General features: G+C 45.4%; 20 protein-coding genes. 14 read left to right on the top strand and 6 right to left on the bottom strand.

The annotated features are described in order from the left end of the window. Positions 1–14: 14 nt before the first annotated feature. From nuoI to AAJP47_RS10950, 7 genes are all read left to right on the top strand, one after another. Positions 15–563, top strand: a complete 549-nt coding sequence (gene nuoI / locus AAJP47_RS10980) for an NADH-quinone oxidoreductase subunit NuoI (protein WP_346717963.1) — start codon at positions 15–17, stop codon at positions 561–563. Beyond that, positions 560–1,303 carry an NADH-quinone oxidoreductase subunit J gene (nuoJ, locus tag AAJP47_RS10975; protein WP_346717962.1) on the top strand — a complete coding sequence of 248 codons (744 nt, stop codon included), beginning with the start codon at positions 560–562 and terminating at the stop codon, positions 1,301–1,303. Before nuoI ends, nuoJ begins: the two co-directional genes overlap by 4 nt. 104 nt (positions 1,304–1,407) lie before the next feature. Continuing rightward, a complete protein-coding gene (nuoK, locus tag AAJP47_RS10970; protein ID WP_346718002.1) occupies positions 1,408–1,710 on the top strand; it encodes an NADH-quinone oxidoreductase subunit NuoK in 303 nt (100 codons plus the stop codon). 4 nt (positions 1,711–1,714) lie between these two features. Continuing rightward, on the top strand, positions 1,715–3,589 hold the full coding sequence (nuoL, locus tag AAJP47_RS10965; protein WP_346717961.1) for an NADH-quinone oxidoreductase subunit L: 1,875 nt from the start codon (positions 1,715–1,717) through the stop codon (positions 3,587–3,589). 1 nt (position 3,590) lies between these two features. Further along, entirely contained in the window at positions 3,591–5,216 is a 1,626-nt protein-coding gene (gene nuoM / locus AAJP47_RS10960; protein WP_346717960.1) for an NADH-quinone oxidoreductase subunit M, read from the top strand. Between the two features lie 3 nt (positions 5,217–5,219). Next, complete coding sequence (gene nuoN, locus AAJP47_RS10955) at positions 5,220–6,698, top strand: NADH-quinone oxidoreductase subunit NuoN (RefSeq protein WP_346717959.1); 1,479 nt, start codon at positions 5,220–5,222, stop codon at positions 6,696–6,698. A 330-nt stretch (positions 6,699–7,028) separates the two neighbouring features. Next, positions 7,029–7,868 (top strand): ferredoxin--NADP reductase, encoded by an 840-nt coding sequence (locus AAJP47_RS10950; RefSeq protein ID WP_346717958.1) that lies wholly within the window; start codon positions 7,029–7,031, stop codon positions 7,866–7,868. 103 nt (positions 7,869–7,971) lie between these two features. Here AAJP47_RS10950 and AAJP47_RS10945 read toward each other — a convergent pair whose 3' ends face one another. Then, positions 7,972–8,754, bottom strand: coding sequence for a hypothetical protein (locus AAJP47_RS10945; RefSeq protein ID WP_346718001.1), 783 nt, complete (start codon positions 8,752–8,754; stop codon positions 7,972–7,974). A gap of 722 nt (positions 8,755–9,476) precedes the next feature. Between AAJP47_RS10945 and AAJP47_RS10940 the strand changes: the two genes are divergently transcribed. Then, positions 9,477–10,364: an energy transducer TonB gene (locus AAJP47_RS10940; protein ID WP_346717957.1), complete on the top strand. Its 888-nt coding sequence runs from the start codon at positions 9,477–9,479 to the stop codon at positions 10,362–10,364. Positions 10,365–10,511: 147 nt separating this feature from the next. Further along, positions 10,512–11,390 carry a mechanosensitive ion channel family protein gene (locus tag AAJP47_RS10935; RefSeq protein ID WP_346717956.1) on the top strand — a complete coding sequence of 293 codons (879 nt, stop codon included), beginning with the start codon at positions 10,512–10,514 and terminating at the stop codon, positions 11,388–11,390. Between the two features lie 186 nt (positions 11,391–11,576). Here the strand turns inward: AAJP47_RS10935 and ybeY are convergent, their stop codons facing one another. Both ybeY and AAJP47_RS10925 read right to left on the bottom strand, forming a co-directional pair. Beyond that, on the bottom strand, positions 11,577–12,182 hold the full coding sequence (gene ybeY, locus AAJP47_RS10930) for an rRNA maturation RNase YbeY (protein WP_346717955.1): 606 nt from the start codon (positions 12,180–12,182) through the stop codon (positions 11,577–11,579). 398 nt (positions 12,183–12,580) lie between these two features. Then, a complete protein-coding gene (locus AAJP47_RS10925) occupies positions 12,581–13,669 on the bottom strand; it encodes a PhoH family protein (protein WP_346718000.1) in 1,089 nt (362 codons plus the stop codon). 620 nt (positions 13,670–14,289) lie between these two features. Between AAJP47_RS10925 and AAJP47_RS10920 the strand changes: the two genes are divergently transcribed. From AAJP47_RS10920 to AAJP47_RS10905, 4 genes are all read left to right on the top strand, one after another. Continuing rightward, the gene (locus AAJP47_RS10920; protein ID WP_346717999.1) at positions 14,290–15,522 is read left to right on the top strand and encodes an FAD-dependent monooxygenase; all 1,233 of its coding nucleotides are present in this window, start codon (positions 14,290–14,292) and stop codon (positions 15,520–15,522) included. A gap of 75 nt (positions 15,523–15,597) precedes the next feature. After that, positions 15,598–16,869, top strand: coding sequence for an FAD-dependent monooxygenase (locus AAJP47_RS10915; RefSeq protein WP_346717954.1), 1,272 nt, complete (start codon positions 15,598–15,600; stop codon positions 16,867–16,869). A 54-nt stretch (positions 16,870–16,923) separates the two neighbouring features. Next, positions 16,924–18,138 (top strand): hypothetical protein, encoded by a 1,215-nt coding sequence (locus tag AAJP47_RS10910; RefSeq protein WP_346717953.1) that lies wholly within the window; start codon positions 16,924–16,926, stop codon positions 18,136–18,138. Between the two features lie 58 nt (positions 18,139–18,196). Next, entirely contained in the window at positions 18,197–18,847 is a 651-nt protein-coding gene (locus AAJP47_RS10905) for an OmpA family protein (protein WP_346717952.1), read from the top strand. Between the two features lie 21 nt (positions 18,848–18,868). Here the strand turns inward: AAJP47_RS10905 and AAJP47_RS10900 are convergent, their stop codons facing one another. The 3 genes from AAJP47_RS10900 to nadA form a co-directional block, all read right to left on the bottom strand. Next, positions 18,869–19,780 carry a LysO family transporter gene (locus tag AAJP47_RS10900; protein ID WP_346717951.1) on the bottom strand — a complete coding sequence of 304 codons (912 nt, stop codon included), beginning with the start codon at positions 19,778–19,780 and terminating at the stop codon, positions 18,869–18,871. Between the two features lie 124 nt (positions 19,781–19,904). After that, entirely contained in the window at positions 19,905–21,887 is a 1,983-nt protein-coding gene (locus AAJP47_RS10895; protein WP_346717950.1) for an L-aspartate oxidase, read from the bottom strand. Position 21,888: 1 nt separating this feature from the next. After that, positions 21,889–23,028 (bottom strand): quinolinate synthase NadA, encoded by a 1,140-nt coding sequence (gene nadA / locus AAJP47_RS10890; protein ID WP_346717949.1) that lies wholly within the window; start codon positions 23,026–23,028, stop codon positions 21,889–21,891. A 399-nt stretch (positions 23,029–23,427) separates the two neighbouring features. Between nadA and AAJP47_RS10885 the strand changes: the two genes are divergently transcribed. Beyond that, entirely contained in the window at positions 23,428–24,468 is a 1,041-nt protein-coding gene (locus tag AAJP47_RS10885; protein WP_346717948.1) for an NUDIX hydrolase, read from the top strand. Positions 24,469–24,627 lie beyond the last annotated feature (159 nt).

Here is a 24,627-nt window from a genome sequence, read left to right as displayed (position 1 = left end):
AGGATAATAATCCCATGTTTACTACCATAAAAAAGACCGTCATTGGACTATTTACCATTGTCCGCAGCATGTGGATGGTCAATAGTCATGCGCTCAGACCGCGTGACACCATTCTTTATCCTGAAGAGCCGGTACCCGTACCGCCGCGTTTTCGTGGACGTATTGTCTTGACGCGTGATCCCGATGGGGACGAGCGCTGCGTGGCTTGTAACTTGTGTGCGGTGGCCTGTCCAGTTGGCTGTATTTCATTACAAAAAGCGGAACGTGACGATGGGCGTTGGTACCCAGAATTTTTCCGGATCAACTTTTCACGCTGTATCTTTTGTGGATTGTGTGAAGAAGCCTGTCCAACGACCGCCATTCAAATGACCCCAGATTTTGAATTGGGTGAATACAAGCGCCAAGATTTGGTCTACGAAAAAGAGCATTTGCTCATTTCAGGACCCGGTAAATATCCTGATTATAACTATTATCGTGTGACGGGTATGGCGGTCGCGGACAAACCAAAAGGCGCAGCGCAAAACGAAGCGGCACCGATTGATCTAAGGAGCTTGCTGCCATGATGAATATCTTGAACCATCCTGAATTGGCGGGGTTTTATTCGCTTGCCGCTGTGGCTATATTTGCCAGTCTGCGCGTGGTAACACAAGCCAATCCAGTACACGCCATTTTATCGATGATTGTATCTTTATTGGCAATCGCTGGCATATTTTTTATCCTAGGCGCGCCGTTTGCAGGCGCACTTGAGATTGTGGTCTATGCCGGCGCTATTATGGTGTTGTTCGTTTTTGTCATCATGATGCTCAATCTCGGTATGAGTAATGATGAGCGCGAAGAGCGTTGGCTTGATGCCAGTACTTGGGCGATACCGACCGGATTGACGTTGATCGTTGCCGTTGTGCTTTATGCCATGATTGGACTTAATCATAACGAAACAGCGGTGATTGGCGGTGCAACTGTAACGGCTAAAACCGTCGGTACAGTACTATTTACCAAATATGTGATGTTAATAGAAGTGGCAGCTTTACTATTGTTAGCCGCTTTGGTTGCTGCCTATCATTTGGGCAAAGAGACGGTCAACGATGAGCGGATTGAAAAAGACAGTCAAGGTGTTCACCCAAATATAGACGGTGGCGAGCAATATGACAACGATATTTCGCTTAGAAAACAGGACGCAGTCAAAACGGCTGAGCCTTATGAATATAAAGATGTTGACCCGCATGACTATGTAAGTATGAATGTAAGCACGAATGTAGGTAAGCAAGTAGGTGTACAACGAGTCACGCGCAAGGAGTCAGACTGATGGTACTAGCAGCGAGCGTGGCACAAGAGGTGTCAAACGTGCCGTTTGCCCACGAGGTGGCAGGCTTAGTACAGCCGGCTGCCGCGGCGCAAAATGTCCTTGGCATGATACCCATGAGCCATGGATTAATTTTGGCAGGGATCTTATTTGCAATTGGTCTATGCGGTGTCATGGTAAGGCGTAATTTCCTATTTATGTTGATGAGTCTTGAGATCATGATGAACGCGGCAGCACTGGCATTTGTGGTTGCTGGTAGTCGCTGGGTCGATCCAGATGGGCAAATTATGTTTATCTTTATTTTGACGTTAGCAGCAGCAGAGGCCGCCATTGGTTTGGCAATATTATTGCGGTTTTATCATAAGCGTGGGCATCTCGATGTCGATAGCGCCAATGAGATGAAAGGATGATGTCATGAGTTTATTACCATTAACCTTTATATTCCCGCTCATTGGCTTTTTAATTTTAGCCTTTATGCGCGACAAATTAACGGAGCAGGTGGCAGCGATTGTCGGTGTCGGCAGTATGCTGTTGTCAGCATTGTGCACACTGGTTGTCAGCTATACTTTTTTGACCACCAATGCAGCAGGAACGGTCGTACAGATACCGCTGTGGACGTGGTTCCAAGTGGGTGATTTTGCACCGAGTTTTGGACTGAGCTTTGATGGCTTAGCATTGACCATGACGGGCGTCATTACGGGTATTGGCTTTTTAATCCATTTGTTTGCCGCATGGTACATGAAAGGCGACACTGGATTTGCCCGCTTCTTTAGCTATATGAACTTGTTCGTGGCCAGCATGCTATTGCTGGTATTAGCAGATAACTTGTTCTTACTCTATCTTGGCTGGGAAGGCGTGGGTATCTGTTCGTACTTGCTCATCGGCTATTATTATCATGATAGAGCCAATGGCCGTGCCGCGATAAAAGCCTTTACGGTCACGCGTGTGGGTGATGTGTTCTTAGCCTTCGGTCTGTTCTTATTGTTCCGCGAATTTGGCACACTTAACATTCAAGAGATTATTACGCGCGCACCAGAGGTTTTCGACATCAATAATCCAATCATGATGTTGACTACCATGATGCTGGTGGGCGGTGCGATGGGTAAATCTGCTCAGTTGCCATTACATACATGGCTTGCCGATGCGATGGCAGGCCCGACGCCAGTTTCCGCACTGATTCACGCGGCAACGATGGTGACAGCGGGGGTTTATCTAATTGCTCGTTTACATCCATTGTTTGAGCTGACACCAGGTATCTTATTGTACTGGGTGGGCGGTGTTGGTGCCTTGACATTGGTGGTTGCTGGATTTTGTGCATTGGCGCAAACGGATATTAAACGTATCCTTGCGTATTCAACCATGAGTCAGATTGGCTATATGTTCTTGGCGCTGGGTGTGGGTGCGTGGCAAGGCGCAATCTTCCATTTGATGACGCATGCGTTCTTTAAAGCACTGCTGTTTTTATCGTCAGGTGCGGTTATCCTTGCGGTACATCATGAGCAAGATATCTTTAAGATGGGCGGCTTACGTAAAAAAATACCGTTGGTATTTTGGTGCTATATCGTTGGTGGCGGTGCGCTTGCGGCCATTCCTTGGGTGACGGTCGGTTTTTACTCGAAAGAAGCAATTCTTTGGGAAACTTATGCCACAGGTCACATGGTACTGTTTTATATGGGAGTGTTCGGTGCGTTCTTAACGGCTATTTATACCTTCCGTATGATTTGGATTATCTTCTTTGGCGAAGAAAAAACGCATGCGCATAAGCTATCGGGCGTGTCTTATTGGTTGCCATTGACGGTGCTGCTGGTGCTATCAACCGCTGTTGGCGCATCGATCACACCGCCATTGCAGGGCGTGTTGCCAGAGAGTGTTGGGCATTTATTAGAAGTGGCGGGTCAAGCCCATGCTAAGCACACCGCTGAGTATATTGCGATGGCTGCAATGGCAGCAGGTTTGGTGATTGCAGCGCTACTGTATGTGGTGGATAAAGGTCGCATGCTGACCAGCTTTAAACGTTCACGCATTGGCGGCGGGCTATATCACTGGTGCTATCACGGCTTGGGCTTCGATGCGCTATACGATGTAATTTTTGTAAAACCCTTTTTGTTCATCGGCCGCTTATTTAAAGCCGACCCTATTGATAAAACGTGGTATGTATTACCTAAGCTGGCATCAGCAGGTAATAAGATATTGTCTGCGACGCAAACAGGGTCACTTCGAGGCTACGCTACAAGTTTTGGCTTGGGTATGGCTGTATTGCTAGTGCTGGTAATGATGACGGTGGTATAAGATGATTGAGTTACAACAAACGTGGATGCTACCAGCATTGATCGCACTTCCTTTTATTGCAGGGTTGCTGTGCTGGTTGGTCGAGCGATTTAATAAACGTCTGCCGCGCTGGATTGCATTGGTCGGTATGATCTTGACTTTTGCTTTGTCATTGGTGCTTTGGCAGTACGGCAACTTTAGCGGTATGAGTAAGCAAGTCATTGCGCCAGACTCAGCGGTGCCTTGGGTGGCAGAATTCAGTGTGCCATGGATACCAAGTTTCGGTATCAGCTTTCATTTGGCACTAGATGGTTTGTCGCTAATGATGGTGGCATTAACAGGACTGCTGGGTATTGCGGCAGTAGCCTGTTCGTGGAATGAGATTCAACGCCGTGTTGGTTTCTTCCACTTGAACTTGCTGTGGAGCTTGGGCGGCGTTATTGGTGTTTTCTTAGCCATTGATTTGTTCTTATTCTTCTTCTTTTGGGAGATGATGCTGGTTCCTATCTACTTCTTGATCGCGATTTGGGGTCATGATGTGGTGGGTAAAACCAAAGAATACGCAGCGACCAAGTTCTTTATTTATACCCAGGCCTCTGGTCTTATCATGCTGATTGGTATATTAGTATTGGTCATTATCAGCTACGCACAAACGGGCGTGGTGAGCTTTAATTATAATGATTTGCTCGGCACGTCACTTGGCGGCTGGGAATACCCAATCATGCTGTGCTTCTTTATCGGCTTTGCGGTTAAGTTGCCGATCATTCCGTTTCACGGTTGGTTACCAGATGCGCACGCACAAGCACCAACCGCAGGTTCGGTCGATTTAGCGGGGGTTTTGATTAAGACCGCCGCTTATGGTTTGATCCGATTTGTTTTGCCTTTGTTCCCAGTGGCGTCACAAGAGTTTGCACCGATTGCGATGACGCTTGGTACGATTGGTATTTTTTATGGTGCATGGCTCGCCTTTATGCAAACCGATATGAAGCGCTTGCTGGCCTACACCAGTATCTCGCACATGGGCTTTGTGGTACTGGCGATTTACGCCGGTACGCTGCTCAGTCTACAAGGTCTGATGATTCAGATGCTTGCGCATGGTTTAAGCTCAGCCGCACTCTTTATCATGGCAGGGCAGTTATATGAGCGTTTGCACACGCGCGATTTGACCCTGATGGGCGGTATGTGGGGACAGTTCCGCTACTATGCACCGATATTGATGTTCTTCTGCGCGGCATTACTTGGCATTCCCGGTACTGGTAACTTCATTGGCGAATTTATGATTTTATTCGGCTCATTTGCTCAGTATCCTGTGTTTGTGGTATTTGCGACATTCAGTTTGGTATTGGCAGGTTTGTACTCGCTTATTTTGATTCACCGGGCGTTGTTTGGTAAAAATAACATTGAGACGTTGGCGGTAGAAGAAGCCAGATCTCACGGATTACCAGTGCGTAAGCTCAAAGATTTGGGCAAGCGTGAGCTGTCGTTGTTACTCGTATTAGCGGCGGGACTGGTGTGGCTTGGGCTATATCCACAGCCGTTCCTTGATACGTCAAGCCATGCAATGCAGTGGATCAACAATGCGTATATATACAGTCAAGTCACGCAGGTAGATGCGTCGCAACTGCTTGATGCAATGGAGGCACGTTAAGTCATGAATAATATTACGATGAATGATTTGATGGGATTGTTGCCTTACGCGCCAATGATAATCGTTGTGATTACGGTGTTGGCAGTCATGATCGCAATCGCCGTAAAACGCTCGCACGTGGTGACCGGTACGATTACGGTCGTTGGTTTAAATATTGGCCTGTTTACCTTAATTGGTCAAATGCTCGGTATCATCAATAGCGGCACTCTCGTACCAAATGCAGAGCAATTATTTGTGATTGATAATTTTGCTCAGTTTAATATGGTGGTTATTTTTATTTGTGCCTTGGCCTGCTGTACGTTATCTTATGCGTATTTGGTCGACATCAAAGACAATAAAGATGAGCTGTATTTGCTCATGTTGCTGTCAACGATTGGGGCACTACTGATGGTAAGCGCTCAGCACATGGCCTCATTCTTTATGAGTCTAGAGATGCTCTCAGTGCCACTCTATGGCATGTTGGCCTATACTTATATGCGCAACCGCTCGCTTGAGTCGGGTTTGAAGTATTTGGTATTGTCTGCGACCGCGTCAGCGACCTTGCTGATGGGTATGGCCTTCATTTATGCCGAAGTCGGGTCACTGGCTTTCAAACCGATTAGTATGACGCTGAGCACTCTGTTTGAGTCGCCACTATTGATTCTTGGCGCGGCGATGATGATGTTTGGTATTGCTTTTAAACTGTCGGCTGCTCCTTTTCATATGTGGACACCGGATGTTTATGAAGGCGCACCAGCACCCATCGCTACCTTTTTAGCGTCGGTATCAAAAGTTGCCATGATGGCGTTAGCGGTACGTTTCTTAATTGATACGTCTTTATTGGCATTGCCGTCGGTACAGATGTTGTTGATGGTCATGGCGACTTTATCGATTTTGGTGGGTAATTTACTAGCCATACGTCAAACCAGTCTCAAACGCCTACTCGGTTATTCATCGATTGCCCATATGGGTTACGTGTTAATCGTTATCGTTAGTATTGGTGCCGCCGCCGATAGTATCTCCAGTATGTATATGGCCATTTATGCGTTTACGTCTATTGGGGCCTTTGGGGTTGTGACCTTGATGTCGAGTCCTTATCGCTTGTCTGGGGAAGCGGACGAGTTGACCCATTATCAAGGACTGTTTTGGCGTCGTCCGGTACTGACCGCCGTTATGACCATCATGATGTTGTCATTGGCAGGTATCCCATTGACAGCCGGATTTATTACCAAGCTATTTGCGATATTGTCTGCGGTACAAGGGACGCATTGGTTCTTAGCGGCAATGATTATCCTAGGTAGTGCCATCGGCTTATTCTACTATTTGCGTGTCATGCTGACGCTGTTCAAACGTCCTAAGCAGTTCATCGAGTTTGACGTATCCAAGCAGTGGGGTATTCGTACGGGCGGGATCATGGTGATTGCGGTAACGGCCATTATCGTCTTCTTTGGTATCTTACCAAACAGCATGATTGAGTGGGCAAGTTTGGCACGTATCTGGTAGTGTCATTGCATAAGAGTGTCGTTGCATAAGACAGGTGATAAGTAACGGTGAATGTTGCCGTCACTTATCCATAATTACGGTTAGAAAACCAAGATGCGCCAGCTTTGTGATAAGCTTGGCGCATCTTTTCGTTTGTATAGTCGATTTAAAATGAAAACGGTACATGTCATTAGCCTGTTCTACAGGTATCAATTTTCTTCGCTGGCTATTCGCAAGCCTGACAGAGGCTTCGAAAATTTCTCCCAGTAGAAGCATGCTTTTATTAAAGTAAATCGACTATAGAATCTAACCATTTAATAAGTATAAATAATAGGTGAGTGATCAATTATTATGAGTGACAACATTCAAAAAGTAACGGTACTTAGTAAAACCACATGGACGCCCAATCTGTTTAGTTTTACAGTGAGTCGTCCTGACAGTTTTAAATTTACCGCTGGTCAGTTTGTACGTTTGGGCGTGAATCCTAGCCAATTGCAATATTATAAGCAGCAAAATGAGATGTCTGAGGATATTAATGATGAGACGAATGCAGCATTAAACGAAGATATCTTCCGCGCTTACTCGATTGTGTCTTCTCCCTTTGATGAGGTGTTAGAGTTTTTCTCTATCGTGATTCCTGAAGGTGCTTTTACCTCGCAGCTCCAACATTTGCAAGTCGGCGACGAGTTGCTACTTAACACCATGCCGTTTGGGTTTTTGACCTTGGCGCGTTATCAAAAACCTTTGCCCAAGGATCTATGGCTCTTGGCAACAGGAACAGGTCTCGCACCATTTTTATCAATGCTACAAGATTTGAAAACGTGGGAAGACTACGAACATATTATACTGGCTTATAGTGCACGCTCGACCGATGAGCTTGCTTATGTTAAAAAGATTGAAAGCTTACAAGCAGACTTTGGCTCGTTGGTCGACAATCCTGCGACGCTGACCTTTATTCCTATTGTCACTCGTGAGTACGTTGAAGGCGCATTGACTGAGCGACTGCCCAAGCTGTTGTTAGAGAGCACGCTGCAAGAGCGGGCAGGTATGGATCTGAATATTGATAGCACGCATGTCATGCTTTGTGGCAATCCAGACATGGTGGAAGACACCAAAGAGATGTTAAAGTCGCTGGGTCTGGTGATGAACCGCCGCGGTGAGGGCAATATTGCGGTAGAGAATTATTGGTAGAACAAGCTATTGGTGATTTCATTTAACAAAAAACGCGGTATCTTAAAGATTGTTAGTCTGACAGATACCGCGTTTTTTATGGATAATAATTTTTGTTATCGGGTCATTCTTGGCTGGGTTCGGTAGCATCTTCTATCGGTTTGATAGGCCCTTGCATCAGCTCAGGCTCATCATTATCGCTAATAATGTCTTCATTACTACTGGCCGCCAATAGATCGCGGTAATTGATTTGAGCTTTTAAAACCATTTGTTCTTCTTCAAGCTCGCCGTAGTTCACTTGAACTTTATGTAGGGCGCTCATGATTTTTTTATTGCTTTTGAGCCAGCGGTTGATATCGAGATAAATGATTTCGTCTTTTGGACGGGCGATATTGATATAAGAGAGAATAAAGCCTAACGGATCTTTTTTGAGGACGCTGTGATAAAACCAGATCGCAAGCTTGATACCTTGGCGTTTGATAAAAGATTCGCAGCGTAGGTTAAGCACATCGGTATAAGTCCGCTGACCAAAGACGAAGCGCTGGACGTTGCGGTCAAGCTGCACATGTACCAAACTAAAATTACTGGCGACTTCCGCGTAGATACCACCGGCATCGACCGTACAGTACAAGCGAAACCAATCATCGTGCATCTCAACGCGCAATTCTAAAATGGCTTTTACATTGTCGGTCACAAACTTTTGCAGCGCATCGTTGACATATTTTTGTGCCACAGGTAAAACGAACTCATCCTCAAGCTTATCGGTTGTTTTGTTATAAATCTGCTTGATTGAATTGGTTAGACGCTCCCAGCCACCACTAAATGACTCATCGAAACGATCGCCAATGGTTTCGAACAGCTCATCAAAACTGTCTAAATTGTCTGCGTTGTTTGCGTCGTCACTCATATTATCAAAGCTACTCAAACTTATTATCCTTATAATGACACAGCGCGCCATTGAATAGATGGCGTAAAAATAATTGTCAAAAAAATAGTGATTAGAAAAAGGTTATTAACAGTAACCAGTAAGCATTTATAACCGATCCATTCTAAAAGCGCTACAGTGAGACTGGGAGGAATTTTTTGTAGCCTCTGCGTTAGCCGCACGCAAAGAAAGTTTATACCAGCCGCCCAGGGTTATTAACCTATGATTAACATATCGATTGTATTTCGAACTGCCTATATTCAGGTCAATCATAGCGTTATCGCTCAATACCTATAAAACAGTATATAACAAATATCATGGCTTAAAAATAAGCACCTGTGTTTTGTCGTTATCCATTTAGTGACTGTTTGGTGACTGCTACTTATAACACCAAACTGCGAGAGGTAATGATCAATAAATACGATACGTTAATGTTCGCTCTATTCGCTCTGTATCCTTACTAGAATATATCGACTATAGCGTCTTAAGTGTATTTACACTTTGTATAGTTGCCGCTTTTAATCCGCATCTTCTGATGCGATTGCTAGCAGCTAAACAGGTTCTGTACCACCCACACTTATACTGGTAGTATAATTCTATGTCATGTTATGATAGTACTGACACGGGTCTTATGTTTTCTTGTGCGCTTTATTGTAATCGCGCGTCGCGTTTGCACCATTTATTCTTATTAGATGACACCTATTGTGGCCTATATCAAAGATTCGCAAAGCTACCATTTTTCTGCCCAAGCGCCTAGGCGTAACTTTAGCTTGTCTATTGCGATTGTAATTGCCGTCTCAGTACATGTATTGGTGATCTTTGGTATTAGCTTTTCGATGGGTAAAGATCCCGCTGCCATGATGCAAGATGTCGCAAAAGCACTGACAGATAACATGAAGCCGAACGAAGACGCGCGTTTTATTGCCAACGCTTCACAAGAAGGTGGTGGCACAATACAAGAGACGTTGAGACAAGAGACCGATCAGACCAGCCCTTTGTCCGCTGAACAAATGAGCGAGACGCAAGATGTTATTAATCTACAAAGACAAGTTCGCCAGCAGCGTTATCAAGAAAGCTATTTACGAACCACGCTAAGCTGGCGTCAAGCGGCCGTTGAGTCTGACAATGACAGCAAGCAGGCACAAGATGATGTCATGGCACAAGAGGCGCGGCTACGTAAACAGATCGCAACGTTAGAAGCACAGCTCTCTCAGCGTCAGCAGGTCTATGCCACCAAATCAAAAGTGGTAACCATGGACAGCAATTCGACGACGCGCGGTGATGCAGCGGATTATATCAATACCTTTCGTGAGCACGTTGAACGCGTTGGCAATCTGCACTATCCAGTGCAAGCCCGCGCCCAAGGCATCACAGGTGATGTGCGCCTAATGGTTATTATCAATAGTGATGGTAATATTAAAGCCATTCGTCTGCTAGAAAGCTCGAACTCGACGATACTCGATGAAGCGGCGAAGCAGTCAGTACGCCAAGCGGCACCTTTTGGTCAATTTACCAAAGACATGAAAGACATTGTTGAGCTGCGTTTGATTCGCACTTATCGCTATAGTGATACAGTCAATGTTACCTATTAATAGCGTGACTTTTAATAACATGACTTACTCGGCTTACCCGAGCTACCTAATACGATGTTGGTTTTATATTGGGGCAGCTTTTAAAGCATAGGTAGCAAACATTATCAAGACTAACTTATCAATACAATTATAGAATAAAGAGTCAGTATGGAATTTTTAGGTTTTACCGTCGATGTCGCTACGTTAACCACCAGTGCGATCGTCTTAATAACCAAGGTGGTCATGGCCATCTTGATATTCGTCATTGGGCTGTGGTTGGCCAAAAAAGCGGTGAATGTGGCGCACAAGATCATGCTACGCAGTCATTTGAATGACACGGTGGCAAGCTTCTTAGGTCGTCTCTTATACGGGGTGCTCTTGGTCGTGGTCACCTTGGCCGCGTTGAGCAAGGTTGGGGTGCAGACCACCTCCGTCATTGCCATATTGGGCGGTGCGGCAGTTGCCATTGGTTTGTCGCTAAAAGATCAGTTGTCAAACTTTGCAGCGGGTATCATGATTGTCACTTTCCGTCCCTTTGTTAGTGGGGATTATGTTCAAATCAATGGCTTTACTGGCACCGTAGGCGAAATTACTTTGGTCAATACGCATCTGACGACCACCAACAACCACGATATTATCATCCCAAACGGCACGATTACTACTTCAGCGATCACCAACTATTCATCGCTGCCCAACCGCCGCGTGGATATCACGGTTGGCATTGGTTATGACGCCGATATTAAAGCGGCTAAAAATGTCATGATAAGCTTGGCACAAAACAATCCATTAGCCTTTACCGATCCTGAGCCGATTGTGCGTGTGACCAATCTGGGTGATAATTCGGTAGATCTGACTCTGAACGTCTGGACCACCAACGCCGATTGGTGGTCAATGCAATGTGAGTTGCTAGAACAATTCAAAGTGGCTTTAGACGATGAGAAGATTGAGATACCATTCCCGCAGCGTAGCGTCCATGTCAAAGGTTTAGACCTCATGATTAACCAAATGGGTGAATCGCAAAAACTGCCGAAGCCTGAAAAAGACTAGCGAATAAAAATAGATATCTAGGGTTAATTCTAAATACAATGGATACATGGCATTATCACGCTTAACTGGAATAAATTTTTCTCGCTTGCTGTGCTGTTGTAGACAGAGGCCACGAAAAATTTATTCCAGTCCCACTGTATTCTTTTACTATCGACCTGACTATAGCATTTTACTATCTTGTAGATACTAGACATAGGGATTTGGTAAATCCAGTTTTGCCAAAATGTTGATTTCAAAATCTTCCATCTCATCTTGCTCCACCTGTCCGAGTTCGTGATCAAACCCTAGTAGATGCAGCACACCATGTATTAATAAATGGCTAATATGCTGCGTCACTGTTTTGTTTTGCGCATTGGCTTCGCGTACCATCACGTCATGACAAATGACAAGCTCTCCCAAGGGAAGCGTGGGCATCAGCTCAATAATGGCGGTAGGTAAGTCGCTGGGATAAGACAAAATGTTGGTCGCATAATCCTTATCGCGCGCTTCCAAATTCAATGCGTGTCCTTCAACCTCATCGGTAATGTAGATGTCTAATGCTTTGATTTTTGACTGCCAGCGCTCAGGTTCGATGTCTTCAAAATAGGGCAGTATCAGACCCTGATTCATACGCCCGTCTATATAATCCAACGTCGTCATCATAATGTGCAATAAGTGATCTCGATGATAAAAGCTATCAAGTATTTCATCATCAATGCTTTCAGCAGCATTGATATCGAGTGCCGCTAACTCTGCGTCATTACTATTGGTTTCATTGTTTGCGTCATGTTTATCATTGGTAGACTGGCTCATGCCATTATCCTTTTATCGGTTTATAAGACAATGTGTCTAAATCTTGTGTCTAAATCTTATGCTCTCAATTATTTCAGTTATTGCCTGACTGCTCTATAGTCAATCCAATATCAAATAAACACAGTGCTGCCAACATCATATTTTCTTGCTTGCTGTGCCTTTGCAGACAGGGGCTGCGAAAATATATCGTTGCCAGTACATTATCATTGTTGTACCTTTTCTATTTAGGAATAACTGTAGTCGGCCGTAAATAAAACAATAGCAGTGACAAACCACAGCATTCTACTATTAAGAAGTGGTATCAGGTTAAAGTGGATGACCCATCATCGCAAAAAACCGGACTACGATATCAGTAATCCGGTTTTATTATTTTAAAATTAGACTATCAAGCTTGCCAATTATAGCTTGGCTGCGGCATCCGTGATGGCTTGCTTGCGTTCTTGCTCTTTGATGCGCTCAAACTTACGTTTTTCTTGCAAAGCAAACTGCTCTTCATCAAACACATCATAGGCTTCGACGATCTTTTGAACCAATTGGTGACGTACCACATCTTTTGAGTCAAACTTGGTGATATGAATTTCTTCAATGCCGCTCAAGATATCCATCGCTTGCGCCAAGCCCGATTTGTGACCGCGCGGCAAATCGACCTGAGTGATGTCACCGGTAATAACAGCGCGTGAACCAAAACCCAACCGCGTCAAAAACATTTTCATCTGTTCAGGTGTGGTGTTCTGTGCTTCATCTAGGATAACGAATGAGTTGTTTAGTGTACGACCACGCATATAAGCAAGTGGCGCGATTTCAATAATCTGACGCTCAATCATTTTACCGACTTTCTCGAAGCCTAGCATCTCATACAGTGCATCGTATAACGGACGTAAATAGGGGTCGATTTTTTGTGTTAAATCACCGGGTAAGAACCCCAGTTTTTCGCCAGCTTCTACTGCTGGACGTACCAATAAAATCCGCTCAATTTCATTACGCTCAATCATATCGACTGCACAAGCAACGGCTAGATAGGTTTTACCAGTACCCGCAGGACCAATACCGAACGACACATCAGAACTAAGGACGTTTTGTACATAGCGCTGTTGGTTGCCACCACGCGGGATAATGCGGCCTTTACGCGTGCGCAAGCTAATGGGCGTAAATTCGGCCGCTTCCAACTCGTCTTCATCTTCTGCATTGGCCGCGTTTTGCTCATCGGCTGCCATGTCTTCGTCGCGCGAAATGCTTGATTGGATGATCAGGTGCAGCTCTTCAGCACTGATGTCTTTTGAGTTTTGCGCTTCGTCTACCAGCTTATAAATAATACGCTCACCGCGCTCGACACCAGTGACATCGCCACTCAGGCAAAAATCACCTTGGCGCTGGCTGATTTTGATATCAAGGCGCTCTTGGATATATTTCATATGATTGTTATATTCACCAAGCACGGTTTTGAGCTGTGCGGGCGTTAATGATTCAAACTTTATACGGCGGCTCATGGAATCAGTCAAGCGATTATCCTTATGTTGTGTACCCGACACTAGGAATTATTTTTAATAAAGCGGCGGGTTTAAACGGAAAATAGTCAGTAGGTTTATATTGGTTTTAGATCGTAGAGATAAAAATAACGGCAATGTTTAAAAAATTATTATTGATTATTGGGAATACAGAGAAATAAATGTCTTGTCTTTATTATGGTAGATAGTTTTTAAATTTCAAGCAATTCATCATGTAGATAGCGCTGTTTTTGTATGGTGATTGCAACCACTCATACTTATTCAAGCTTTTTCTGAGACGCTCAAAGGCGCAGGCTTATTTTGCTGTGCTGATATAAGCGTTAGCCATTTTTGGGCACACGTTTTGTCTACCATTAAGAGGACAGAAACAGAGGCAATTTGTGGTAATCTACTCGCTATATCACCGTGTTTTATTGTAACGTTTAAAATATAAGTAAAATAAGACCATTTGCGAAACATAGCTTCTGCTCACTACTGAGCGCATTTAGCACGCATATCTAACAGATTATAATAGGAATAATAGGATGCAAAAGACGGATTCAACTCGATCAAATGCCAAAGAGATAAGTACCGAAGAAATAGAAACCATCACGGAGCAGCAGATGCTGATCGCTGGCGGTGGTCATGTAGGCTTGTCCTTTGCCTTGTTACTTGCGCACCATGGTATTGCGAGTACTTTATTAGAGAAAAACCGTTATCCTATCATCAGTCCCAATGACGACAAAACGCGTAGCCATTATTTAGACAGTCGTAATACCGCGCTGTCACGTCGCACTGTGCAGATTTATCAAGAAATTGGCTTATGGGATGACTTGCAAAGTCATGCGTGCCGCATTGATGGCGTGCAAATCAGCGAGCAGGGAAGTTTTGGACGTGCGCAACTTAATAAAGCTGAAGAGAAGGTCGAATCATTTGGGCAAGTTATGGAAAACGCTTGGCTTGGACGCAAGCTGTTATTAGCCGCTCAGCAGGAACCGCTGATTACCTTGATTGATCATGCCAATGTGACAGCGGTCACCCAGCAAGCTGATAGCGTGACGTTGAGTTTCATCAGTAATAATGAAGCGGCGACTGAGCAACAGTTACAAGCCAGCGTTTTGGTCGCTTGCGATGGACGCGACTCTACGGTACGCCAGTTGTTAGATATCGGAACGACGACTTACGATTATGGACAAACGGCTATCGTTGGCGTGGTTGAGACGGACAAACCACATGAGCATTTAGCGATTGAACGGTTTAGTCCCGCAGGTCCGCTGGCGGTACTGCCACTAACGGACCCAGAAGGCGATGGCAATGACGAGTACCAAAAAGGCCATAGACGCTCGGTCGTTTGGATATGCCCTAACGGTGAGGAGACGCAGTATCTAGAGGATGACGTGCACTTTTTGGCGACTTTGCAGCAAGGTTTTGGACAACGCGCAGGCACGTTTATCGCTGCGGGTCGCCGCGGCGCTTATCCGTTAACGCGAGTGTTGGCAGACAAGCAAGTGGTGGGGCGCTGCGTCATTATGGGCAACGCGGCTCACACGTTGCATCCTGTAGCCGGACAGGGCTTTAACCTTTGTATGCGCGATGCTCATGTACTGGCGCAAATGCTGAACGCGCAAATGCTAAGAGGCAAAGACATCGGTGATAAGCAATTATTACAGCGTTATGAGACAGCCAGAAAAGCGGATCAAAAAAGGGTCATTCGCTTCTGTGATGCGGTTGTCCATGGCTTTACACATACCAATCCAGCCGTGAAATTGGCACGCAACGTGGCCTTAGTTGCTTTTGATAAATTGCCAAACATCAAGCCATTAGTAGCGACTTATGCGATGGGCTTAAAATCTTAAAAGTGTATCAATAAACGATTGAGTTCGATCAATAGATATTAATAAAAAGAGCGATTGCTTTATAAAGGATGTTTCATGAACAACAACCACACACTCATTATCGGCGGCGGTATCGTCGGTGCCACCCTTGCGTTAAAGCTGGCACAAAATAAAATGCCAGTGACATTGATTGATGCTCGTTCTGCGCGTGATGAGCTTGCTTGGCAGGACGTGCTGAGCAAACGTGATGCCCGTGTCTATGCATTGAGCGTGGCTAGCATCAACTTGCTTAGCGATGTGGGCGTATGGCAAAAAATTGTAGCCTCCAAGCGTAAAGCGGACTACTCACAAATGCAGGTATGGCAATTTAACGGGATGGGTGAGTTGTTGTTTGGTGAAAGCATCCATGAAAAGAATCGTAAAAACGCTGCGCCGGAGATACTGGGCAGTATGGTCGAGCCGACGGTTATCGATCACGCACTATGGCAACGTATGAGCGAAGAGACGGTCAGTGAGTATTTGACCGTCATTGCTGGTCAAAAAGTAGTGAACATGGATTGGTTGAGTGCTGGGCGCGGTTACCGTGTCACTTTAGACGATGGTACAGCCATCGAGGCGGCACTATTGGTCGGCGCTGATGGTCGCAGCTCTTTTGTGCGTCAGCAAGCGGGCATCGGGCTAGATACCTTGGATTATAACCAAACCGCGATTTGTTGTGCGATTCAAACTGAAAAACCGCACCAAGCGACTGCCCGCCAAGCCATGTTACCAACGGGCACCTTGGCTTTATTGCCGCTAGCGGACATTACCGATAGCGATAAGGCAAATCCGCAACACTGGCAATCGATCGTATGGACACTGCCGCGCAATCAGGCGTTGGCATTGCTAGAGGAAGAAGATGACGTTATCGCCAATAAATTGGCAGCTGCTACCAATTATGAACTTGGTGCTATCCAGCAAATTGAATCCATCGCTAGCTTCCCATTAACGGCACAACAAGCAAAAAGCTATGTGGCGGATAACTTGGTATTGATCGGTGATGCCGCGCATGGCGTTCATCCGCTGGCAGGTCAAGGGTTGAACCTCGGTATGCTCGATGTGCAAGTATTGAATGAGCAACTGACTCATGACTTTGCGCGTAGTGGCAATAAGCTTTGGGGCAGCAATCAGACATTACGTCATTATGAGCGCTCGCGTCGTCCGCACAACAGCCTAATGATGCACAGCTTTTCAGCACTTAACTGGCTATTTGCAGGCTCGCTTGCGCAAATGCGACCGGTACAGCAACTGCGCAATGAAGGCATGTACCGTGTCGGTAAGATAAAGCCATTGATGCGATTGTTTGCTAAGCAGGCGAGTGGGGTGTAAGTCGCGCAGCGGCATTCAATACCAACTATTTACATCAATCCGAGGTCATGTTCCATGCTCATCCCAAAATATTGGGCGCAATATAAGCAGCGCTTTGACTCAAAAACTGAGTTTAATACATCTTCTAAGCAAGCCACTATTAAGCGTTATGGTTGGTCGGATATCAGTCAAGAAGCGGCTTTGGTGCATGCCAAAGAGCGGGTTGCTGATGCGTATAGTCGTTGGTTGGCAGGTGAAGATATTGTCAGACGTGAGCGTAGAGAAGCGTACAACGACAGCAATGGTATTCCCATTCGTGAAGAAATTATTTCGGAACATGGTTTTTCAGAGAATGGCTTAACAGCAGGCAATTTAGAAAATAGATCGTTTGATATTCAGCTCATTGTGACGCGTAATACTTATGGCGCACAGGTTGCTAATGTTAATAATATTGCGATTATCGATGTTGATCATGATGATTTATTGCCTCAAAAGTTTCCTGATAGTTATGACAAACAAGGTTTCATGGGTGTATCTATCATTGATAAAAGCCAACCATCAACGATGAAAGTAAAAGTCTGGTCTTTTATTCTTATCTTTATACTTATCGCGAGTAGCATTGCTTGGCTAGGGTTATCATGGTTATGGCTATTGGCCGTTATGGCGGGTGTGACTGCGTATTTATGGCAACAAGCCAGTAAGAGAGATAAAGCACGCACGCAAAAATACTCCGATGATATTGCCTCATTACTACCTTTTATAACGGATTTAATCAAAAAGCGCGTTGCCAGTCATTCAAAGGAGTCCTTCCGTTTGTATGAAACGCCAGCAGGATTTCGTATTATTGCGACTCACGATACTATCGTACCAAGTGCTGATTTAGTCGCGCAGTGGTTTGAGTGTTTTCATGCAGATGCCAATTACGTGCGGCTTTGTCAGGAGCAGCAGTGCTTTCGAGCGCGGCTCACTGCCAAGCCATGGCGTATGAGTGAGGTTGAAAATAATAATTTGGCTAAAGACATTCCCGCAAAAGACTTTTGGTTCGCTGAGGATAATACTGTTGAAGAAACAGCAACACAACAAAGCAAAGAGTTAGCGTTAGACAGAGAGTCACGCAAGCAATGGATTGCCTATTATGATGAGTATGCAAAACACTATCGAGCATGTCGATACGTCGAGACTTTTTCTGGTCTCGATGCTGGTCATCAATTGGAGCATCAAGCCATACAGGCATTTATTGATTGGCATGACAGTACTTGTCAGGCGAATAAAGAGCTAGAGATGGCTTAAAGTACGTCTTACTTCATCAATGAAAACCGTTTTGGGATTATCTCAAGGAAGAGCAACCATGACTATTAAACTAAACTGCTATGGCGTGTTGTTATTGACAGTATTTACAACGCTAGCTGGCTGCCAGACTACCGAAATTGCTTCGCCAAAAATCATACCTCAATATGAGAATACCATGACGATGAAAGCAGAAGATACCGATTCAGATGGTGATGGGGTTTTAGATCAAATCGATCATTGCCCAAAAACGCCTGAAAACGTTGCAGTAAATGAACTTGGCTGTCCGATACTTTATGACTTAATAGACAAGACTGCCATGGAGCTGAGAGTATTTTTTAAAAAAGATAGTAATGAGTTACTTCCAAAGTATCAGCTTGAGCTTGATAAAGTAGCAGATCAGATGAACAAGTACGATAACACTACCATGCAAATTGAAGCTCATATTTCAGAAGATGAGATCGACCAAGTTTCAGGTTCTTTAAGCAAAGATAGAGCGCTTATGGTCAAAAACTACCTTATTTTAAAACACGACGTCGAACCTATGCGTTTGAGTACTTTTGATTGTAGCGTTAGAGCGCCTATTGCGCCCTCTGATACCGAAGAAGGCAAATTTTTTAATCGCCGTGTTTATGGATTAGTTAAAGAGCCAAAGGTAAACACTTATCAGCAGCCAAACGATTCAGAATCAGATGTATGCGTCGAGTTTTAAACCGTAATCAATCATCAAAAGCTACCCAAACGCTGAAAAAAACACCATCAGCACGGGCGAGACGATATTAATCAGAAAGCCAAAACTAATTGCCAATGGCACCACTTTTAGACCTCCTGATTGTTGAATCACAGGCAGCGTAAAATCTAAGCTGGTGGCACCGCCAAGTCCGACCGCCGCCGATGGCGATTTGCGCATAAAGACAGGAATAAAGAGCAGTGCAAAGAACTCGCGTATGAGGTCATTGAACAACGCCACACTGCCCCAAACTGCGCCGTAGGCATCGGTCATGACAATCGCTGATAGTGAATACCAACCAAAGCCTGATGCCAAAGCCAAGCCTTTGGTCCATGACACATCCCTAAATAGTAGGGCAAAAACCAGACCGCCCAATAATACTGACAGCGTAAAGATCACACTCATCTCGACGCCGCGGCGATTGAGCATGACCTCTTTTAAAGTGATGCCTGATCCTTTTAGACCAATACCAACCAGCAAAATCAATATCATTAGCAGTGCAGTCATGGTGTTTTCCGGCGGCATATAATCAGCGGGTAAAAAGTACCCAATGACCATACCGATCACAACACAAACGACTTGTGCTAGGCTGCCTCGAATACTGACGCGATGCTCTTTTGATTTTGCGCTTGGTTTTTTGGCATGCCACGGACGTAAATGGTCAAACGCCATCAGGGCAAACAAACCTGCACCCACCGTCAATACCGAGAGTACAGCAACATACAACACGATTTCATCCAACCGATTGCCCAAGCCTTCAACTTGCGATAACTCAATGCCAATCAGCGCTAGAATAATAAATACCAAATAAGACAAGCCTTTGTCTGCAAACTTGGTCAAGCTAGGATTAGATGGAATGGCAAAGCCAATAAACATGGGGGTTAATACCAGAATAAGGGTAATTAGGCTTTGCATGATGGTCGGCTCGCAGCGTTTTTAGTAAGGCAATTTCAACAAGCCGACGATTGTAGCATATTGCTAAAAAATACGGACAACTTAAGGGTAAAATGCCTTATAAACATGCGATGTCTGGCGCTGCTCAAACAGTGATTACTGCTACTTCATCGTACGAAGGCTTATGCCCATACGGGTTAACGTCATTCGCTTGATGATAAGTTTGTTTTATTAGCGGTTTAATAACACTTATTTGAGGATTGGCTGCTAACTGCGGATGATCTTGTCTATAATGTCCGCCGCGACTTTCAACGCGCTGATAAGCGCACTGAATAATGAAGACTGCCAACTGTAGCTGTCTGTTTAATTGAAAATGAGCAAGGCTCTCGGCAATAGCAGCGCTGTTTTGATTATCGAAGGCGGGCAGACTAAGCTTGTCATGGCCAAAGTATCGTTGCCATGCTTGGACTTGTATTAAGGCTTGCTCTAACGATTTGGCGCGACGCGTGATCCCCATGTGCTGCGTCATTAACGCTTTTAATTTAACAATGGTGTTGGCAACGTCAGCATTGGGAAACTCATTAGCCTCGTTATGGCGCTTAGCATTAGCCTCGGTGCATTCATTCGGTAAAGAAGAAAGCTCGACTGTGTGCGCACGCTCAAGGCATGGTTGCGTCCATATATTCTCAATCGGTTGTTCTGTATTTAGCGCGCTTATCTCATTTAAATACCGCGGTAAGTCAGCAGCAATATGACGCCCAACCACCACGCATTCTAGTAGCGAATTGCTTGCCAAGCGGTTGGCACCATGTAGGCCAGTATGAGCGACTTCGCCCGCCGCATAGAGTCCTACCACATCGGTGTGACCGTCGGCAGAGGTAACCACGCCGCCACAACTATAATGAGCGGTCGGTGCTACCGGAATGGGATCAGTTGTCATATCAATGCCAAGGGTGAGCAACGTTTGGTAAATCTTTGGGAAATGCGCTGTTATAAATGAGGCAGGCAAGTGACTAACACTGAGGTGAACGTAGCCAAGACCATTTATATCAATTTGTTCAGCGATAACGCGGGCGACGATATCGCGCGGCGCTAATTCAGCACGCGCGTCAATGGCTAACATAAAGCGTGTGTTGGTTGTTGGACAATACAAATGACCCCCTTCACCGCGTAATGCTTCAGAGATCAAAAAACGACTATCGCCAAACGCCAAACCTGTCGGATGAAATTGAATAAACTCTAGATTGGCTAGGCGGCAGCCTGCTTGCCATGCCATCATGACCCCGTCACCAACACAGACATTGGGCGCACTGGCGCGCTGAAACAACTGTCCCAAACCCCCACTGGCCAATACGACGGCGCGACTATGAATGGTAAGCTGGCGTTGACGGATATGATCAAAAACCAACGCGCCTTGACACTGTCTAAGCGCTACAGGACGGCTACAAACATCATTAGCAACAGGCATCGTTAGTAACTGTAGAGCTTCGTGGTACGGAAGGACAGTAATGTTAGACGCAGCGTGCGCCTTAGCAGTCAGCGTCTCCATCATATATTGACCAGTCGCATCATCTGCATGGGCCACTCGGCGACAGCTATGTCCCCCTTCTTTGGTCAAATGTAGGTCGCTGATTTGTAAACTATGGCTAGGAAGCTCATTGATTTGCAAGTTACTGGTATGAGGCTGCGTTGTTGTTTGCTGAGCATCACTATGACCATTAAGTTTAGGCATTTGGGTAAAAGGCACGCCTTGCGTACACAGCCATTGGACAGCTTGCTGTCCTGCGCTTAGAATGCGAAAAGTCGAATCGGCCTCGCACAATCCTGCACCAGCGATCAAGGTATCAGCGACATGGTCAGCGATTGAGTCGTTTTTGTCCAAACTGGCTGCAATACCGCCCTGGGCGTAGTGACTCGAGCACACCTCAAGCGCTGATTTACTCAATACGGTGATACTCAGTGACGGCGGCAAAGACAGCGCAGTGCTCAATCCTGCAAGCCCAGCACCAATGATTAAGACATCCGTTTGTCTCGTATTTTGCTCATCATAGGCACTATGAATGACACTGTGAATGGCACTATGAATACCACCATGAATGGCGCCAGCCGCTGCAATAGCCTCGCTCATGTTAGGCGGCTCCAACATTAGCGAACAATGAGCGATCTTTGATTATATCGCCGCTTGTCGTGACACGCTGCTTTTGTGATTCGGCAAAATCAAGCATACGCTGCAACGGTTTTTTGGCAGATACGGCCAGCTCAGGTGTCATCAGTACTTCGCCGCTTTGATGAATCAAACACTGCTCGATACCTTGTAAGCCGTTCATTGCCATCCATGGACAAAAGGCACAGCTTTTACAACTGGCACTCTCGCCAGCAGTAGGCGCGGCCAAAAAGCGTTTGTGCGGCGAGCGTTTTTGCATCTCATGCAAGATACCGAGATCGGTGGCAACAATAAAAGTATCGGCCTCCATCTCATACGTCGCTTGCAGCAATTTACTGGTTGATCCCACCACATCAGCAAGTGTAACGACACTATCAGGCGATTCAGGGTGTACCAATACTTTGGCGTCTGGGTGCGCTTCTTTTAATTGCAGCAGCTCAGTGGCTTTAAATTCATTGTGCACCAAGCATGAGCCTTGCCAAAGCAACATATCTGCGCCAGTCTCACGCGCGATATATTTACCCAAGTGGCGGTCAGGACCCCAAATGATGGGCTCGCCTTGCGCATGTAAGTGACGAACGATATCGATACCGACAGAGGAGGTGACCACCCAATCCGCTCGTGCCTTTACAGCCGCGCTGGTATTGGCATAAACAACCACAGTACGCTCTGGGTGCGCATCACAAAAGGCGGAAAACGCATCAGCGGGACAACCCAAATCGAGCGAACATTCTGCTTCTAAGTCTGGCATGAGTACTGTTTTTTCCATACTCAGTATCTTGGCTGATTCGCCCATAAAGCGGACGCCTGCCACTACCAATGTTTGCGCACTATGCGCTTGACCAAAGCGTGCCATTTCAAGTGAATCACCGACACAGCTGCCCGTTGCTAGTGCCAAGTCCTGAATAAAGGGATCGACGTAATAATGAGCAACCAATACCGCATTCTTGTCTTTTAATAGTTGTTTGATGTTTTCCTCAACGATCAGACGCTCGGTACGTGGCAGATCAACAGGTATTTTGGCTTTGGCATAATCGATGTTCATTTGAGTCGCAATGCGAGTGTCATTGCTCATGATGGGCGCGTCATACGGATAGAGTTTCATAAGAAGGCAACCTTAGGTACAGTGACGACAACAGATGTGCCGCTAAAGTGAATCAGTTAAATAGCACTTAAAACAATTTGATTTTATTATGCTCATTTAGAGCATAAAAACAAGTGTTTTTTATGACTCATTATTGATATGAGGTAAATCTATTTTATGTTTGCTCTGTATAACCCCTTATTTTTCATGCCAATGCCTTGTAAAAATAGTAATTTCAAATAGGTTGCCAAAGTTTTACATTGAGCTAGAGACGATTTTTTTATTACTCCCTTCCAATGCGTAACGTTACAACGGCAAACTATGATCGTGTTGGATTCACGTTATACTAGGACACACCTTAAGCGCTAACGCTTTTCTTCTTACCAATACATTTGCAAACAAAGGATAATCCCTACAATTATGACGTTGTCTTATTCACACACCCATCAACAAGGGAGTGGCACGACCGAAGTGGTCGCCGTACTGGTTGCGATTACCGATCATACCGCTCGCGTCTTAACCGTCGATCAAGGCAAATTGTTGCCCAATGGACCGCTCATGCCATTACATCGCTCTTTGCAAGCGGGCGTCCGTCAATGGGTTGAGGAGCAAACGCAGCAACCGCTCGGTTATTTGGAGCAGTTATATACCTTTGTCGATACCAATAGGCGCAACATCGATGGGCACGCGCTGGTGTATGTAAGTTACTTGGGGTTGGTACAAGAAACGCAAATGCGGCGACAAAGCCAAGCACTATGGCAAGACTGGTATGATTACTTCCCATGGGAAAATCACTTGGATGGTGCTCCCAGTGTGATGATGGATTTTATCGTCCCCGCTTTATTGGATTGGGCTGCTATGACAGAAGATTTGGTGGTTCAGCAGCGGCGACGACAGCGTATTGGTCTATGTTGGGGTTTGAGTGAGTCGTTTTTGGACAGTGATAATTCAATACAGGCAGAGACTGATAATGCGTCAATGCACAATCATGTATACGAACAAAGAGAATGGGTGCCCGAGCATGTCTTGCTACGCTATGAGATGCTTTACGAAGCAGGTCTGGTGCCAGAATCACCGAATTATCCACCCAGTCACCAGACAAAGATAGCAGCTGATAAATGGTCGCAGCTTATCGGTACTCCCATGTATTACGACCATCGCCGCGTGATTGCCACTGCGATCTCAAGGCTACGCGCTAAGATTGAATATCGGCCCCTTATCTTTGGACTAATGCCAACAGTCTTTACTCTATCGCAATTACAGCAAAGCGTAGAAGCGCTGTCGGGCGTACGGTTGCATAAGCAAAATTTTCGCCGTCTGCTTGAAGCGCAGAGTTTGGTCATAGAGACAGGAGAGAGCAGTAGTGCCCAGCGTGGTCGTCCTGCCAAGCTTTTTCGCTTTCGTCATGACATTGAACTACAAAGCTTATTGATGGACAGTAAACTGCCAAAACGTAAATAAACAGCAAAACGTTACCATTCTCGAGTGGCTGTCATTTTTCAAAATACGTCAGTTTGTTAACTTCAACTTTGTTAGCTTGAAAGTCGATGACTTTGCTTGCGAGCTTCATTGCTTTACGCTATATTTATGCTCATTTTGAGATTAATTTTATAAAATTGC

This window comes from Psychrobacter halotolerans, from assembly GCF_039680845.1.
Lineage (GTDB): Bacteria > Pseudomonadota > Gammaproteobacteria > Pseudomonadales > Moraxellaceae > Psychrobacter.
This window is presented reverse-complemented; position numbering and strand designations above follow the sequence as displayed.

Bases quoted from the DNA above. Each gene is read 5' to 3' on its own strand.
- AAJP47_RS10885 (WP_346717948.1), top strand. From the start codon at position 23,428: ATGACGTTGTCTTATTCACACACCCATCAACAAGGGAGTGGCACGACC.
- AAJP47_RS10900 (WP_346717951.1), bottom strand. From the start codon at position 19,780: ATGCAAAGCCTAATTACCCTTATTCTGGTATTAACCCCCATGTTTATT.
- nuoM (WP_346717960.1), top strand. From the start codon at position 3,591: ATGATTGAGTTACAACAAACGTGGATGCTACCAGCATTGATCGCACTT.
- AAJP47_RS10935 (WP_346717956.1), top strand. From the start codon at position 10,512: ATGGAATTTTTAGGTTTTACCGTCGATGTCGCTACGTTAACCACCAGT.
- nuoL (WP_346717961.1), top strand. From the start codon at position 1,715: ATGAGTTTATTACCATTAACCTTTATATTCCCGCTCATTGGCTTTTTA.
- nadA (WP_346717949.1), bottom strand. From the start codon at position 23,028: ATGAAACTCTATCCGTATGACGCGCCCATCATGAGCAATGACACTCGC.
- AAJP47_RS10910 (WP_346717953.1), top strand. From the start codon at position 16,924: ATGCTCATCCCAAAATATTGGGCGCAATATAAGCAGCGCTTTGACTCA.
- AAJP47_RS10895 (WP_346717950.1), bottom strand. From the start codon at position 21,887: ATGAGCGAGGCTATTGCAGCGGCTGGCGCCATTCATGGTGGTATTCAT.
- AAJP47_RS10950 (WP_346717958.1), top strand. From the start codon at position 7,029: ATGAGTGACAACATTCAAAAAGTAACGGTACTTAGTAAAACCACATGG.
- ybeY (WP_346717955.1), bottom strand. From the start codon at position 12,182: ATGAGCCAGTCTACCAATGATAAACATGACGCAAACAATGAAACCAAT.
- AAJP47_RS10945 (WP_346718001.1), bottom strand. From the start codon at position 8,754: ATGAGTGACGACGCAAACAACGCAGACAATTTAGACAGTTTTGATGAG.
- AAJP47_RS10925 (WP_346718000.1), bottom strand. From the start codon at position 13,669: ATGAGCCGCCGTATAAAGTTTGAATCATTAACGCCCGCACAGCTCAAA.
- AAJP47_RS10905 (WP_346717952.1), top strand. From the start codon at position 18,197: ATGACTATTAAACTAAACTGCTATGGCGTGTTGTTATTGACAGTATTT.
- nuoJ (WP_346717962.1), top strand. From the start codon at position 560: ATGATGAATATCTTGAACCATCCTGAATTGGCGGGGTTTTATTCGCTT.
- nuoI (WP_346717963.1), top strand. From the start codon at position 15: ATGTTTACTACCATAAAAAAGACCGTCATTGGACTATTTACCATTGTC.
- nuoK (WP_346718002.1), top strand. From the start codon at position 1,408: ATGATACCCATGAGCCATGGATTAATTTTGGCAGGGATCTTATTTGCA.
- nuoN (WP_346717959.1), top strand. From the start codon at position 5,220: ATGAATAATATTACGATGAATGATTTGATGGGATTGTTGCCTTACGCG.
- AAJP47_RS10915 (WP_346717954.1), top strand. From the start codon at position 15,598: ATGAACAACAACCACACACTCATTATCGGCGGCGGTATCGTCGGTGCC.
- AAJP47_RS10920 (WP_346717999.1), top strand. From the start codon at position 14,290: ATGCTGATCGCTGGCGGTGGTCATGTAGGCTTGTCCTTTGCCTTGTTA.